The 16,206-nt window shown below is 39.5% G+C and carries 8 protein-coding genes, 2 tRNA genes, 3 rRNA genes and 1 pseudogene; 11 read left to right on the top strand and 3 right to left on the bottom strand.

All coding sequences use genetic code 11. The features are described from left to right. The first annotated feature begins 96 nt into the window (after nt 1-96). The 10 genes from GQR59_RS12685 (at nt 97) to rrf (ending at nt 13,843) form a co-directional block, all read left to right on the top strand. Nucleotides 97-3,303, top strand: coding sequence for a bifunctional diguanylate cyclase/phosphodiesterase (locus tag GQR59_RS12685; protein WP_236546760.1), 3,207 nt, complete (start codon nt 97-99; stop codon nt 3,301-3,303). After that, complete coding sequence (locus tag GQR59_RS12680; RefSeq protein ID WP_160063248.1) at nt 3,303-4,055, top strand: class I SAM-dependent methyltransferase; 753 nt, start codon at nt 3,303-3,305, stop codon at nt 4,053-4,055. Before GQR59_RS12685 ends, GQR59_RS12680 begins: the two co-directional genes overlap by 1 nt. 554 nt (nt 4,056-4,609) lie before the next feature. Continuing rightward, nucleotides 4,610-5,527: a manganese-dependent inorganic pyrophosphatase gene (locus GQR59_RS12675; protein ID WP_160063246.1), complete on the top strand. Its 918-nt coding sequence runs from the start codon at nt 4,610-4,612 to the stop codon at nt 5,525-5,527. A gap of 213 nt (nt 5,528-5,740) precedes the next feature. Next, a complete protein-coding gene (gene mpl / locus GQR59_RS12670; RefSeq protein WP_160063244.1) occupies nt 5,741-7,087 on the top strand; it encodes a UDP-N-acetylmuramate:L-alanyl-gamma-D-glutamyl-meso-diaminopimelate ligase in 1,347 nt (448 codons plus the stop codon). Nucleotides 7,088-7,153: 66 nt separating this feature from the next. Beyond that, nucleotides 7,154-7,762 (top strand): flavin prenyltransferase UbiX, encoded by a 609-nt coding sequence (locus GQR59_RS12665; protein ID WP_160063242.1) that lies wholly within the window; start codon nt 7,154-7,156, stop codon nt 7,760-7,762. A gap of 503 nt (nt 7,763-8,265) precedes the next feature. Continuing rightward, nucleotides 8,266-9,809 (top strand): 16S ribosomal RNA (locus tag GQR59_RS12660). Between the two features lie 149 nt (nt 9,810-9,958). Then, a tRNA-Ile gene (locus tag GQR59_RS12655) sits at nt 9,959-10,035 on the top strand. Nucleotides 10,036-10,081: 46 nt separating this feature from the next. Continuing rightward, a tRNA-Ala gene (locus tag GQR59_RS12650) sits at nt 10,082-10,157 on the top strand. Between the two features lie 430 nt (nt 10,158-10,587). Continuing rightward, nucleotides 10,588-13,476 (top strand): 23S ribosomal RNA (locus GQR59_RS12645). A 251-nt stretch (nt 13,477-13,727) separates the two neighbouring features. Then, a 5S ribosomal RNA gene (rrf, locus tag GQR59_RS12640) occupies nt 13,728-13,843 on the top strand. The 16S, 23S and 5S rRNA genes sit together here with 2 tRNA genes alongside, the layout of an rRNA operon. Nucleotides 13,844-14,049: 206 nt before the next feature. Here the strand turns inward: rrf and GQR59_RS12635 are convergent. Next, nucleotides 14,050-14,265 (bottom strand): annotated as a pseudogene (locus tag GQR59_RS12635) (transposase); the annotation flags it as partial. Nucleotides 14,266-14,334: 69 nt separating this feature from the next. On the opposite strand from GQR59_RS12635, the gene GQR59_RS12630 reads away from it, so the two are divergent. After that, nucleotides 14,335-15,361 (top strand): IS630 family transposase gene (locus tag GQR59_RS12630; RefSeq protein WP_442966195.1). Its coding sequence is split into 2 segments (ribosomal slippage): nt 14,335-14,784 and nt 14,786-15,361, totalling 1,026 coding nucleotides; the frame shifts between segments, so codons are not numbered across the junction. On the opposite strand, the gene GQR59_RS19025 is transcribed toward GQR59_RS12630, so the two are convergent. Together GQR59_RS19025 and GQR59_RS12620 are read right to left on the bottom strand one after the other, a co-directional pair. Then, entirely contained in the window at nt 15,362-15,577 is a 216-nt protein-coding gene (locus GQR59_RS19025) for a transposase (protein WP_442966203.1), read from the bottom strand. It lies immediately after the preceding gene. Nucleotides 15,578-15,611: 34 nt separating this feature from the next. Then, complete coding sequence (locus tag GQR59_RS12620; protein WP_160063238.1) at nt 15,612-16,088, bottom strand: helix-turn-helix domain-containing protein; 477 nt, start codon at nt 16,086-16,088, stop codon at nt 15,612-15,614. Between the last annotated feature and the right edge of the window lie 118 nt (nt 16,089-16,206).

The raw sequence follows: 16,206 nt of genomic DNA, 5'->3' as shown, positions 1-16,206 counted from the left end.
TGTTTATAAAAAAGCCAGTCAATTGACTGGCTTTTTTTTGTGCCTAATAAAGTATATGATGGCTAGATAGGCATTTGTTTATATATGGAAATTCTTTTGTTAACGTCTTTAAAATTTATCCTCAAAAAGAATGTGTTTAGATACTGTTCTTTCTTTCTATTTTTCTATTCTATTAATGCCATCTCTGCTGAAGTATTAGTGTTACATTCTGGTTATCAAGGTAATGAGCAAACGCGTCAGATTCAGAAAGGCATTGAAAAAAAGTTTTTAGATAGCAATATTTCACTATATGTATCGTATTTAGACAGTAATCAAACAATGTCTGATCAAGCGATAATTAGACATGTCGATTTTTTATCAAGAAAGTTTGATACTAAGAAATTTGATGCTGTTATTGTGAGCGGCGAAAATGCGTTTAAATTAGTGCAAGACTATGGTGAGCGATTATTTGTCAATACGCCTATTATCTTAACTGGGATTAAGTTAAAAAACCATTTAGTTACTGAGTTCTCTCATAAATTATCTGCAGTCGTAGAGCCTGAAAATATTTTTGATACTGTGAATTTAGCGATAGAATTATTTCCTAAAGCAACTGATATTTATATTGTAACGGGCACTTCTTCTGCGAGTAAATTAACAGAGGATACTACTCAACAATTATCTGTAAACCTTAAGCAAAGTTTAACTATTTTAAGTGAAGAAACGGAAGTTTCTTTAAAACAAATCATTAGTAAAGCTCGGAATAATGCGGTGGTAATCTTCAGCGATTTTTCGCGAGATAAAAATGGCTCATTTATAAACCGGAATGAAATACTCAAATCTTTAACATCGATTGCTAGAATTCCTTTGTTTGTATTGCACCAGCATGACTTAATTGAGGGAGTTGTAGGTGGTGTCGTGGCAAGTGGCTTTATTCAAGGAGAGGCCGCAGCAGATAAAGTTTTACAGCTTTTAGAAGGGCTATCAATTGAAGACTTGCCTGCTGAAATAAATTTAAATAATCAATACCTTATACAATATGCTGAGTTATTAAGATGGGGGATTAAAGGGACTGACCTACCTGATGGTTATAAAATAATTAATCAACCAGATCAAGAAGATGAAACTCATTTTGGTCTGATGACGCTTTTGATTATTTTATTTATTTTTACTCTTGTCTTTATATGGGGATGGCGAAAATTCCATAATTTAGAGGTAACAACCTCTTTATTAAAAGCCAAACATGAAAGAGTTAAAAATATTTTTAATGTTTCTTATGACTTTATCTTTATCTTAGATTTGGTTGGCGAAGTAAAAATGGCAAATCAAACCGCTTTAGACTTTATTGAAATGTCAGAAAGTGATGTTAATGGCGAAATATTATGGGAAACACCTTGGTGGCAACATGATGCCGCCAGTAAAAGGAAATTAAAGTCAGCGATGGGACAGGCTAGAGTAGGTAAAACTGCTCGATTTGAATGTCGATTAATTAACAAAAATCAGGAAAGTTATGCATTTGATGTTTTCATTCAACCTGTTAAAAATGACTTGGATACAGGTAATAGTCGCAATGAGATCACATCAATCATTGTCGAAGCTCGTGATATTAGTAGTATTAAAGCGGTAGAAGAAGAAGTTCAAAAGGCGAATAAGCGTTCAAATCTATTATTAGATGAAAGTCCTTCAATGTTACTCATGCTAAATGTACAAGGTTTAATTTTGTCTTGTAATAAATTTGGCTGTAATTTATTAGGTTATGCAGATGGAGAGTTAATTGGCCGAAACCTTGTCACACTTTATTCTCAATTAGTTAATATTAACGAATTAAAAAGCTATCTTGCAGAATGTGCTGATCGAGAGGATATGTTATTAACACGGGAAATTTCTTATTCTACAAAGAATGGCAGAAAAGTCTGGATTAATGAACGAGTAAGAAAAATAGAAGGTCACGATCAATACTTTCTAGTCTGTGAAAATATAACTGAACGTTATGAGCTTTCTAAAGAGTTAAATTATCGCGCGTCACATGATTATCTAACGGGATTAAAGAATCGTTTGTTTTTTGAAAGTCAGTTAGATAAAAGTTTACAAGATATACAAACGTCAAATAATCCATGTAGTTTAATGTATTTGGATATGGACAAATTTAAAATCATCAACGATACCTGCGGACATCATGCTGGTGATGAAGTGTTACGACAAATTGCCACGATATTGACCGACAGTGTGCCAACAAGAGCAATGGTTGCTCGCTTAGGTGGTGATGAGTTTGCCATTATTCTACCAATGCTTGAACTCGATGAAGCACATAAAGTTGCTGAAACCATTATTTCAGCTATTGCTAAACATTATTTCTTATGGGAGGAGCATCACTTTTCATTAGGCATCAGTATCGGCCTTACTGAACTATCTACTTTCTCTAGGGATGGTGTACAAGCTCTTAACTGTGTTGATAGCGCTTGTTATACCGCTAAGCAATCAGGGCGAAATCGTATTCATGTTTATGAGGAAGATAAACAAGAGGAACTACGTCGAGAAGAAGTCGTTTGGGTAACTAAAGTGCAAGATGCTTTACGTGATGAAACGCGTTTTTGTTTATATGCTCAATTAATTAAACCAGTGGATGGCGATGATGATTATTTACATTATGAAATTCTAACAAGAATGATTGATGAAAATGGTGAACTAGCGCCGCCAGCTAAATTTATTCCGATTGCTGAAAGTTATAACTTAGCAGATAAGATCGATATGATCATTATTACTAAAACATTAAATTGGCTGAAAAATCATCCTGAACATGTCTTAAAGTTAAATATGTGTTCAATTAATTTATCGGGGCAGTCACTTGGCGACCCTAAATTTATCGAAGATCTCGTTCAATTATTAACACACTCTTCATTACCATTAGAAAAACTGTGTTTTGAAATCACTGAAACGGTTGCAATAGGTAACTTTAGCAATGCATCTAAACTAATTAATTCATTGAAAAAACTAGGGTGTAAATTGGCGTTAGATGACTTTGGTACTGGTCTTTCTTCATTTGGTTATTTGAAACGTTTGAATGTAGATTATTTAAAAATTGATGGGGTTTTTGTTAAAGATATGGCAAGCGACGCACAAGACTTTGGTATTGTTAAAACAATTCATGAGTTAAGCCATCTGTTTGGTAAAAAGACCATTGCAGAATATGTAGAGAATGAAGATATTATCGAAAAATTAAAAGAAATCGGTGTCGACTATGCACAAGGCTATCACTTAGGAAAACCTATGCCGATAGATATGATGGCATTATTATCAACTTCATTGAACGAAGAGGATTATTAATGGATATTGCATTAATCTGTAATGAAAATATTCTGGCGCCTAAAGCAAAGAAGTTGCGCGAAAAGTGGGGCTTTTTAGCCTCTAAAAGTGAACAGTTTCAATTACGCTTACTGCCAGAATATTTAGCGCTTGAACAATTGGATGACAAACAACAAGGTTTGGTATTTGTTGATTTTGCCTCTGGTGCGGTTGCTCATCGTAGAAAGTTTGGTGGGGGTAAAGGGCAATCAATTGCAAAAGCGATAGGCATGAAAGCAGGTGTGTCATTGCACGTTATTGACGCGACAGCGGGCTTAGGTAGAGATGCCTTTGTATTGGCATCTTTGGGATGTAAAGTCGATATGGTCGAACGTTCACCCGTCGCAGCTGCATTATTACAAGATGGGCTAGAAAGAGCTTATTTAGACAGTGAAATAGGGGAGTGGATGCAACAACGTATGCGCTTAACCCATGCAAGTGGGTATGAGTATCTACAAAATAATCAAGCTGATATTGTTTATTTAGACCCGATGTTCCCACATAAAAAAAAGTCTGCATTAGTCAAAAAAGAGATGCGTGTGTTCCAAGGCGTAGTAGGTGCTGATTTAGATGCCGATGATCTATTAGATGTTGCATTAGCTGCTGCTAAATACAGAGTGGTAGTAAAACGCCCTGACTACGCACCTTTTTTAAACGATAAAAAGCCTAGCATGAGTATCAACATGAAAAATAATCGATTTGATGTTTATGTTAAACAAGCCATTGGCCGTTAAGAATAAACTGTTGTGGTGTATGGTTTCGCTGTTGTAACTGTAATCATACATCGATATAAAACAACCATTATACGTTAAGTCTATATTTTGAGAGCGGTGGTAGTATTCTTCTTTCTATAAAGTGTTACCTAAAAAAATCTTTCCTAAAGTAATATTCACAAATAAATACTTAATAGACACTTCGATTTTAATTAAAGTTGAAATGTCTTTTGAGTCTTTAATATAAACGATATCTATTTCATCTCAAGAGCCGTTATATATTTTGTTAATTCATCGGAGTATAATCTTAGTTATATTAAAGATTCTGTATGTTTCTATATGAACTGATAGAAAGTATTAATCTATTTCACACGACGATTAATACTAAAAATAACCGCTACTATTCAATGTGCAGAACAGAGTTTGATCACTTAAAACAAGTGAGATAGAAATAGTAATATTGAAAAGAGTCATTTTAGATAAACGTTTATACTTAAAATTACTGGCAGAATCAGGTATTCTGCAGAAATTAACTAATCACCCCCAATTAACTTATTAAAATAGTGGATATACCGATGATTGTATTAGGACACCAAAACCCAGATTGTGATAGCTTATGTAGTGCTATCGGCCTTGCTAGTTTATTTAATAAAATGGGCAAATCAGCAACTCCTGCATTACAAGGTGAACCAAATCCTGAGGCGTTATTTTTATTAGAACAATCAGGTTTACCTCAGCCTGAAATTCGCACTGAAGTTGCTGGCGAAGAAATTTTCATTGTTGACTACTCTGACTGGGGTCAAGGTACTGCAGACATGAAAAAAGCGACTATTCTAGGTATTGTTGATCACCATAAATTGGGTGACATTACAACTTCAACACCTTTAGAATGTTGGATCTGGCCTGTCGGTTGTAGTGCGACAATTGTTTACAACATGTACAAGTTTAATAATCAAGTACCTGATGCGGCTGTTGCTAAAATGATGATGGGCGCGATTATTTCAGACACGGTTAATTTCCAAGGACCTACTTGTACAGATATCGATATTGTTGCTGCTAATGAATTGGCTACCATTGCGGGTGTTGAGGATATTCAAGCATTTGCAAAAGCACAGTTTGAAGCTAAATCAGATATTAAAGCTGAGCTTGCTTCTGACCTTATTCTTCGTGACCAAAAAGTATTTGAAATGGCTGGCGAGAAACTAGCAATTGGGCAATTAGAGTTAACATCATTAGAAACAGCATTTGCTAAAAAAGACGAAATGTTAGCTGAAATGAAACAATTACAAGCAGAGAAAGATTATCACTCAACTATTGTGCTATTAACTGATATTAATAAATTAGATACAACGGCATTAATCATCTCTAAAGATGCAGATAAAGTCGCAAAAGCATTAAGCAGTACTGTTGTAGATAATATGTTTGAATTACCTGGTGTTGTTAGTCGTAAAAAACAAATTATTCCATTCTTGCAGGCTGCATTTGAAGCTTAGTCAGCAGCTATAAGTAATTAACCTTTTAGATTAATTACTAGGAATAATAAAAAGGCGAATCTCTTAGTGAGACTCGCCTTTTTTATTACCTTTTTAAAATCGAATCACTTGTATAGTAAATAACACGTTAATCTTATTTGTTAAAATGGATCACTTCAGTTTAATATTTGATAACATCATTCATCTTATTCTTATTTCCAATATTGAGGTTTCATGCATATTCATATTCTTGGTATCTGCGGCACGTTCATGGGCGGTGTTGCTATTCTTGCTAAATCATTAGGCTACAAAGTAACGGGTTCTGACAAAAATGTTTATCCGCCAATGAGCACTCAGCTTGAAGCGCAAGGTATAGAGTTGATTCAAGGCTTTGACCCAAGCCAATTAGATAGCAAACCTGATTTGGTTGTTATTGGTAATGCAATGAGTCGTGGTAATCCCTGTGTTGAAGCTGTTTTAGATAAGCAGATCCCTTATATATCAGGACCTCAATGGTTATTAGAACATGTCTTAAAAGATAAATGGGTATTAGCCGTTGCAGGTACGCACGGTAAAACATCAACATCGAGCATGCTTGCTTGGATTTTAGAGTATGCGAATATGCAGCCTGGTTTCTTAATCGGTGGTGTGCCAGAAAATTTTGGTTTATCGGCGCGTTTAGGCGAAACACCCTTTTTTGTCATTGAAGCTGATGAGTACGATAGTGCATTTTTCGATAAACGTTCTAAATTTGTTCATTACCATCCAAGAACGTTAGTCATGAATAATTTAGAATTTGACCATGCTGATATTTTTGAAGATTTAAATGCTATTAAGAAGCAATTTCATCATTTAATGAGAACTGTACCAAGTACAGGACGCGTATTTTTACCGAATAAAGATGAAGCTCTAATGGCTGTGAAGCATATGGGGTGCTGGAGTGAAGTTGAATATTTAGGTGAGAATTGGTCTGCTGAAAAAATGAAAAATGATGGAACACAATTTGAAGTTAAACTTGATGGCGTTAAGAAAGGACAAGTGAATTGGGATTTAATGGGAGATCATAACGTTGATAATGCATTAGCCGCAATTGCTGCTGCTCGGCATGTAGGTGTAACCCCTGAAATTAGTGTTCTAGCATTAGCTGAATTCAAAAGCATTAAACGTCGAATGGAAGTTAAAGGAAAAATTAATAATATTACTGTTTATGACGATTTTGCTCACCATCCTACTGCAGTTAAAACAACGCTTGCTGGTTTGCGCGCCAAAGTTGGAAATGAAAGAATCATTGCAGTACTGGAGCCGCGTTCAAATACAATGAAACTAGGTATTCATAAGGAAGCATTAGTTAATTCATTAGCGCTTGCGGACACGGTTTATTGTTTTGAAGATAAAAATATTGAGTGGTCTATAAAAGAGTTGTTTGAAGAACAAGGCAAAACTGTTCATGTCGAAACAGATATCGATAAACTAGTAAACGAATTAACAATATTAGCAAAACCAAAAGATCACATCTTAATAATGAGTAACGGTGGGTTTGGTAATATTCACCAAAAATTACTAGATAGCTTGAATAGTTAAATCAAAATAGATTAGTAGTCAGTAAGAGTGAATAAGTTAATTAAGTCGTAACAATATAGGATGACTATGCAATATAACGAAACGGTAACATTAGGCGTAACAGGTGCATCAGGTAGTGGTTATTTTTTAAGCCTATTACAATCAATGGTCGATGCGAATGTAAAAGTTTATCTAATATTATCCGAAGCTGCACAGATTGTGTTAAAAACGGAGGTTAATGAAGATTGGCCTACTGATATTGAATCACTTAATCAGTTTTTAGTTGAACGCTTTAATGCAAAAAAGAATCAAGTTACAGCATTAACCTCAAAAGATTGGTTTTCACCTGTCGCGTCAGGATCGTCTGCACCTAAAAAAATGGTTGTTTGTCCATGTAGTTGTGGAACATTAGCTTCAATTGCTCAAGGTTTATCAAATAATTTGATTGAACGAGCTGCTGATGTTGTGTTTAAAGAAAGAGGGCAGTTAATTGTCATGCCTAGGGAAACTCCATTCTCTACATTACATCTAAAGAATATGCTGACATTATCAGAGTTGGGTGCAACGGTTATGCCACTAGCGCCAGGATTTTATCATCAACCTACAACAATAGAAGAGCTTCATGAATTTATGGTTGCGAGAGTAATGGATCATTTACAGATAAAGCATCAAGCTAGTAAAAGATGGTGTGAGTAATATTTGAGCATAAAATAGTCTTTTTTGATTGCTTTTTAAACGATAAATAAAAAAAGTGAAAAATAGTGATTTTTTCACCATAAAACACTTGCCAATCGTTTTGTGATCCCTATAATGCGCCCCACAGACACGGGATGTAGCGCAAGTTACCTAGCGAGTTTGAGAATAAAAGAAGCGCTTTAACGATTCGAACTTTGGTTTGAAATCAAGTTGAAATAAGACGTTGACATTGTTCGAAAGGCGCGTAATATACGCCGCCTAGCCGAAAGGCACGCTCTTTAACAATTTAATCAAACAATCTGTGTGAGCACTTGTTGTTGATGTGATTTCAAAAAAATCAAAGTCCTTTCTTGTAAAGGCAACATCAATAATAGTGACACACGAAATAATTCATTATTTCAGAATAATAAATTGTGAGTTTCTTATATTTATATAAGTGATTAGCAGTAAGTTTTAGTCAGTAGTATTGAGTCGCACTTTTAATTAAGTGCAAATTAAACTTTAAATTGAAGAGTTTGATCATGGCTCAGATTGAACGCTGGCGGCAGGCTTAACACATGCAAGTCGAACGGTAACAGAAAGTAGCTTGCTACTTTGCTGACGAGTGGCGGACGGGTGAGTAATGCTTGGGAATATGCCTTATGGTGGGGGACAACAGTTGGAAACGACTGCTAATACCGCATAACATCTCCGGATCAAAGTGGGGGACCTTCGGGCCTCACGCCATAAGAGTAGCCCAAGTGGGATTAGCTAGTTGGTAAGGTAATGGCTTACCAAGGCGACGATCCCTAGTTGGTCTTAGAGGATGACCAGCCACACTGGAACTGAGACACGGTCCAGACTCCTACGGGAGGCAGCAGTGGGGAATATTGCACAATGGGCGCAAGCCTGATGCAGCCATGCCGCGTGTGTGAAGAAGGCTTTCGGGTTGTAAAGCACTTTCAGCGAGGAGGAAAGGGTAAATCTTAATAGGTTTATCTGTGACGTTACTCGCAGAAGAAGCACCGGCTAACTCCGTGCCAGCAGCCGCGGTAATACGGAGGGTGCGAGCGTTAATCGGAATTACTGGGCGTAAAGCGCGCGTAGGCGGTTAATTAAGTCAGATGTGAAATCCCAGGGCTCAACCTTGGAACTGCATTTGAAACTGGTTAACTAGAGTTTTGTAGAGGGTGGTAGAATTTCAGGTGTAGCGGTGAAATGCGTAGAGATCTGAAGGAATACCAGTGGCGAAGGCGGCCACCTGGACAAAGACTGACGCTGAGGCGCGAAGGCGTGGGGAGCAAACGGGATTAGATACCCCGGTAGTCCACGCAGTAAACGATGTCTATTAGAATTTTGTGGCTATATGCCGTGGGATTCAAAGCTAACGCATTAAATAGACCGCCTGGGGAGTACGGCCGCAAGGTTAAAACTCAAATGAATTGACGGGGGCCCGCACAAGCGGTGGAGCATGTGGTTTAATTCGATGCAACGCGAAGAACCTTACCATCCCTTGACATCCAGAGAATCTGTTAGAGATAGTAGAGTGCCTTCGGGAACTCTGAGACAGGTGCTGCATGGCTGTCGTCAGCTCGTGTTGTGAAATGTTGGGTTAAGTCCCGCAACGAGCGCAACCCTTATCCTTATTTGCCAGCGGGTTATGCCGGGAACTCTAGGGACACTGCCGGTGATAAACCGGAGGAAGGTGGGGACGACGTCAAGTCATCATGGCCCTTACGGGATGGGCTACACACGTGCTACAATGGCAAATACAAAGGGCTGCTAACCAGCGATGGTATGCGAATCTCCTAAAGTTTGTCGTAGTCCGGATCGGAGTCTGCAACTCGACTCCGTGAAGTTGGAATCGCTAGTAATCGTGGATCAGAATGCCACGGTGAATACGTTCCCGGGCCTTGTACACACCGCCCGTCACACCATGGGAGTGGGCTGCACCAGAAGTCATTAGCTTAACCCTTCGGGGATGGCGATGACCACGGTGTGGTTCATGACTGGGGTGAAGTCGTAACAAGGTAGCCCTAGGGGAACCTGGGGCTGGATCACCTCCTTACGTAAAGAAACACATCAACAAGCCTTACGATGAATTTGCTTAGGCAAATAAATCTACCGGCTATGAAAGCTTGCTTAGGCAATTTTCATATGAGTGCCCACACAGATTGTTTGATTAGAAAGTGAAGAGACGTATAGATAGACCTGTTTGGGTCTGTAGCTCAGTTGGTTAGAGCGCACCCCTGATAAGGGTGAGGTCGGCAGTTCGAATCTGCCCAGACCCACCAATTTCTTGTAAAATGAAATTGGATTTCTATTTATATACACCATGTTGGGGCTATAGCTCAGCTGGGAGAGCGCCTGCCTTGCACGCAGGAGGTCTGCGGTTCGATCCCGCATAGCTCCACCACTCATTCTTAAATAGAATAAGTGACCAACATGATGAGAAGCCTTAGATAAGCAACACTCCTTATCTAAGGCTTTTTTTAACGAAAAAGTCTGCTCTTTAACAATTAGGAAAGCTGATAAATGTTCTTATTTATCACATAATAACAATGACTTAGTTCTGTTTTACAGAGTAAGTTGATTGATGTGATAAATATAAACGAAATTGTTCTCAGTATTTAAAATAACTACTTGTAGTTAAATTAGATACTGTAATCAAGCAAAATAAAAAGCACACATTATAGTAATTCGTTACCGTAATGTGAGTACGTATCTACTCAGTTAATTTATTAATTGATAGGTGCACGAAAAACGATTGTTTTTCATATGTAAAATATGAGTCACAAGCGTCTTGGAAGCAACATACACATCTAGACACTGTTTAGGTGTTGTATGGTTAAGTGAATAAGCGTGCACGGTGGATGCCTAGGCAATTAGAGGCGATGAAGGACGTGGTAATCTGCGATAAGTCCAGGGGAGTTGATAACAAGCGTTATATCCTGGAATTTCCGAATGGGGCAACCCGGCACTTAGTGTCATCGGCTAGTGAATACATAGCTAGTCGAAGCAAACGAGGGGAACTGAAACATCTAAGTACCCTTAGGAAAAGAAATCAACCGAGATTCCGAAAGTAGCGGCGAGCGAAATCGGAACAGCCCTTAAGCTGTTTAAAAGTTAGTGGAAGGCTCTGGAAAGTGCCACGGTACAGGGTGATAGTCCCGTACACAAAAACTTCTTTACAGTGAAAACGAGTAAGACGGGACACGAGAAATCCTGTTTGAATATGGGGGGACCATCCTCCAAGGCTAAATACTCCTAATTGACCGATAGTGAACCAGTACCGTGAGGGAAAGGCGAAAAGAACCCCTGTGAGGGGAGTGAAATAGAACCTGAAACCGTGTACGTACAAGCAGTAGGAGCGGATTTATTCCGTGACTGCGTACCTTTTGTATAATGGGTCAACGACTTAATTTCAGTAGCAAGGTTAACCGTTTAGGGGAGCCGTAGGGAAACCGAGTCTTAACTGGGCGAATAGTTGCTGGGATTAGACCCGAAACTTGGTGATCTAGCCATGAGCAGGTTGAAGGTTGAGTAACATCAACTGGAGGACCGAACCCACTAATGTTGAAAAATTAGGGGATGACTTGTGGCTGGGGGTGAAAGGCCAATCAAACCAAGAGATAGCTGGTTCTCCTCGAAAGCTATTTAGGTAGCGCCTCATGTATCACTGTTGGGGGTAGAGCACTGTTAAGGCTAGGGGGTCATCCCGACTTACCAACCCTTTGCAAACTCCGAATACCAACAAGTGCAATCATGGGAGACACACGGCGGGTGCTAACGTCCGTCGTGGAAAGGGAAACAACCCAGACCGCCAGCTAAGGTCCCAAAGTATATGTTAAGTGGGAAACGATGTGGGAAGGCTTAGACAGCTAGGAAGTTGGCTTAGAAGCAGCCATCTTTTAAAGAAAGCGTAATAGCTCACTAGTCGAGTCGGCCTGCGCGGAAGATTTAACGGGGCTAAACATATCACCGAAGCTGCGGACGCATATTTATATGCGTGGTAGAGGAGCGTTCTGTAAGCCGTCGAAGGGAAAGCTGTAAGGCATCCTGGAGGTATCAGAAGTGCGAATGTTGACATGAGTAACGATAAGGGGGGTGAAAAACCTCCCCGCCGGAAGACCAAGGGTTCCTGTCCAACGTTAATCGGGGCAGGGTGAGTCGACCCCTAAGGCGAGGCCGAAAGGCGTAGTCGATGGGAAACGGGTTAATATTCCCGTACCCTTTATTATTGCGATGGGAGGACGGAGAAGGCTAGGTGGGCCTGGCGATGGTTGTCCAGGTTCAAGTATGTAGGTGGGAGACTTAGGTAAATCCGGGTTTCTACTAACACTGAGATACGATGTCGAGGTACTAAGGTACTGAAGTCATTGATGCCATGCTTCCAGGAAAAGTCTCTAAGCTTCAGATAATAAAGGATCGTACCCCAAACCGACACAGGTGGTCAGGTAGAGAATACCAAGGCGCTTGAGAGAACTCGGGTAAAGGAACTAGGCAAAATGGTACCGTAACTTCGGGAGAAGGTACGCCTTTGGCGGTGATGAGACTTGCTCTCTAAGCTGCTAGAGGCCGAAGATACCAGATGGCTGCAACTGTTTATTAAAAACACAGCACTCTGCTAAATCGTAAGATGACGTATAGGGTGTGACGCCTGCCCGGTGCCGGAAGGTTAATTGATGAGGTTAGACTTAGGTCGAAGCTTTTGATCGAAGCCCCGGTAAACGGCGGCCGTAACTATAACGGTCCTAAGGTAGCGAAATTCCTTGTCGGGTAAGTTCCGACCTGCACGAATGGCGTAATGATGGCCATGCTGTCTCTACCCGAGACTCAGTGAAGTTGAAATCGCAGTGAAGATGCTGTGTACCCGCGGCTAGACGGAAAGACCCCGTGAACCTTTACTATAGCTTAGCAGTGAACTTAGAGCCTACATGTGTAGGATAGGTGGGAGGCTTTGAAGCGTTGTCGCCAGATGACGTGGAGCCAATCTTGAAATACCACCCTTGTATGTTTTGAGTTCTAACCATGGCCCCTGAATCGGGGTTTGGGACACTGTTTGGTGGGTAGTTTGACTGGGGCGGTCTCCTCCTAAAGAGTAACGGAGGAGTACGAAGGTTGGCTAATCACGGTCGGACATCGTGAGGTTAGTACAATGGTATAAGCCAGCTTAACTGCGAGACAGACACGTCGAGCAGGTACGAAAGTAGGTCATAGTGATCCGGTGGTTCTGAATGGAAGGGCCATCGCTCAACGGATAAAAGGTACTCCGGGGATAACAGGCTGATACCGCCCAAGAGTTCATATCGACGGCGGTGTTTGGCACCTCGATGTCGGCTCATCACATCCTGGGGCTGAAGTCGGTCCCAAGGGTATGGCTGTTCGCCATTTAAAGTGGTACGCGAGCTGGGTTTAGAACGTCGTGAGACAGTTCGGTCCCTATCTGCCGTGGGCGTTTGAGAATTGAGAGGGGCTGCTCCTAGTACGAGAGGACCGGAGTGGACGAACCGCTGGTGTTCGGGTTGTATCGCCAGATGCATTGCCCGGTAGCTACGTTCGGAATCGATAACCGCTGAAAGCATCTAAGCGGGAAGCGAGCCTCAAGATGAGTTCTCACTGGAACTTTAAGTTCCCTAAAGGGCCGTTGGAGACTACAACGTTGATAGGCAAGGTGTGTAAGTGCAGTAATGTATTGAGCTAACTTGTACTAATTACCCGTGAGGCTTAACCATACAACACCTAAGTGGTGTTGGTGTTTACCAAGACTAGAGTGGATACTCTTTAAACTAGCGCTTGTGAAGTATATTTACATATTGCGAGATTAACAATTTCAGAATTAGAACATATCGACTATTAGCTTTTCTAATTTATTTTTTATAGAGATTTAGATTGTTACCTTACGGTGATTAACAAAAAAACGTTAATAACCTACCGGTCAAAACAATGTAAAGCTCAAAGAAGCCTAAGCTTTAAAAAGTTTTTGCTTGGCGATAATAGCGCTGTGGTACCACCTGATCCCATGCCGAACTCAGAAGTGAAACGCAGCTGCGCCGATGATAGTGTGAGGTCTCCTCATGTGAAAGTAGGTCATTGCCAAGCGCCTAATACGAACAATCCCTGTTGACTAACGTCAGCAGGGATTTTTTCGTTTTGATGATTCAATAATTTGGTGCTTTAATAAAATAGCTTAAATAGAAAGTAGGGCGAGTATTACGAGTGCAATGTGTCACGAGCGTTGACGCTCTGCGACATCTTTCCATTGCCAAGCTTGCAAATACCAAAAAAATTAATACCAATTCCGATAATTAAGTTTCCAGATCAGCCCAGTCCCTATAACATTGTGAGATGACTCTATTTTTATCTTCACTGAAGCGATTCCAAGCATCACAACATTTATTGACAATATCGTTATAACCGTCAAAGCATCTATTCGCGATTTCATTATCCTGCATCCAATGCCAAACTTGTTCGATTGGATTCAATTCAGGAGAATACGGAGGGAGGTGAATGATCGTTAAATTATACCATTCCGCCTAATTATGTGATCTAATGTATTTAATTATTAACTGATTATATTCTCTTGGTGACGTATGAAAAAACATGATTTTTCTGAATTGGCCAAAACACATAAAAGTGTTCGTATGAGACTGCGTTATTCTGCTCTAGCGCACTTTCAAGAAGGCAGCTCTCGTACCGATATAGCTAAATTTCTTAAAGTGAGCCGTACTAGTGTTAATAAATGGATATCTCAATATCATCAAAATGGATTGGATGGATTAATTGATAAAAAGACAACTGGACGTCCCTTACGATTATCTGAAATCCAATCACTTCAACTAATTCAATATATTAATGAATATACAAAAAATGATAAGGGTGGCCGATTAGTAGGCACTGATATCCAGTTGTTTATTGCTGATAATTTTGGCCATCAATACCACCTTTCAAGTGTCTACAAATTACTTCACCGTTTAGGTTTTTCATGGATAACCTCTCGCTCTAAGCACCCAAAACAGTCCCTTGAAGTTCAAGAAGATTTTAAAAAAATTCCAAATAAAAATGATCCTTAAGATCCCTGGCCATATCTCATTAGATAGAGTCGATATCTGGTTACAAGATGAAGCACGTTTTGGACAACAAAATACAACAACAAAGCTATGGGCTAAAACAGGTAGCAGACCATTAGCTGTGAAACAGCAACAGTTTGAATATGCATATTTATTTGGCTCCGTTTGTGTCACTAATGGGCAATCACAAGCGATGGTAATGCCTTATGTAAATAAAGACATTATGTATGCTCACCTGAAACAAATATCCATGAGTACCGCCGAAGATCGGCATGCAGTCATTATTATGGATGGGGCTGGTTGGCATACAGAAGATCTTGCGACAGACTTTAATAATGTTAGCGTAATTAAGCTTCCTCCGTACTCTCCAGAACTAAATCCGATAGAACAAGTGTGGAGCTGGTTGCGTCAACATCATTTAGCTAATCGTTGTTTTAATGGTTATGAATCAATTGTGGATGCGGTTTGTTATGCATGGAATGACTTTGTAAGTGATAGTCAAAGAGTAATAAAAATGTGCACTAGGGATTGGATGAATCTGATCAACTAATTAGGCGGAATGATATAAATGAATCTTCATCACTTCACTATTACTGTAAGGCATTACTAATGCCTCGGTTTGACCTGTATTGATACAGACCGCGCCAAATAAATAAGCATACTCAAATTGTTGCTGCTGAATGGCCCTTGGTCTGGTTCCTTTTTTTGCCCATATCCTAGTTGTTGTATTACGTTGACCAAACCTAGCCTCATCCTGAAACCAAATATGTACATCTTTTAAATGAACATGCCCAGGGATCTTAAGGATCGTATTTATTTGGAATTTTTTTAAAAGATGCTTGGATTTCTTCTGATTGTTTGGGGTGCTTAGAGCGAGTTGTTATCCAGCTTAGATTTAATTTGTTGAGTAAATGATAAATATTAGTTTTTTGATAAGTGACCCCGAATGTTGTTTCAATATATTCTTTTATATCCTTCCCCTGCAGACGGCCTCCTTCTGATTTTATCGCATTATCAATGACATATTGTTTTATGTTAGCAAGTTGCTCTGGCGTGAGTCGATGAGGCCTCCCGCTACGGGGCTTTACTTCCAGACCTGTTAACCCAGAATGAAGGTATGCTTTAATCCAAATGTTGACACTTCTACGGCTTACCTTTAAAAAAGTCGCAATATCAGTTCTACTTTTCCCTTCTAAGAAATGCGAGACAGCGAGTAATTTTAATCGTTGTCTCGCATTGGTTGTCGCATTAATTAATTCAGCAAAATTTTGACTCATATTAACTCCTTTGTAAGAAGCTTAATTAGATCACATATTTATCGGAAATGGTATTAGTAGGAATTGTCTTGTTTTAGTTTTTGTAAGATAAATTTAATTTCTGCTAGTAATTGAAATA

This window comes from Psychromonas sp. L1A2 (assembly GCF_009828855.1).
GTDB lineage: Bacteria > Pseudomonadota > Gammaproteobacteria > Enterobacterales > Psychromonadaceae > Psychromonas.
This window is presented reverse-complemented; position numbering and strand designations above follow the sequence as displayed.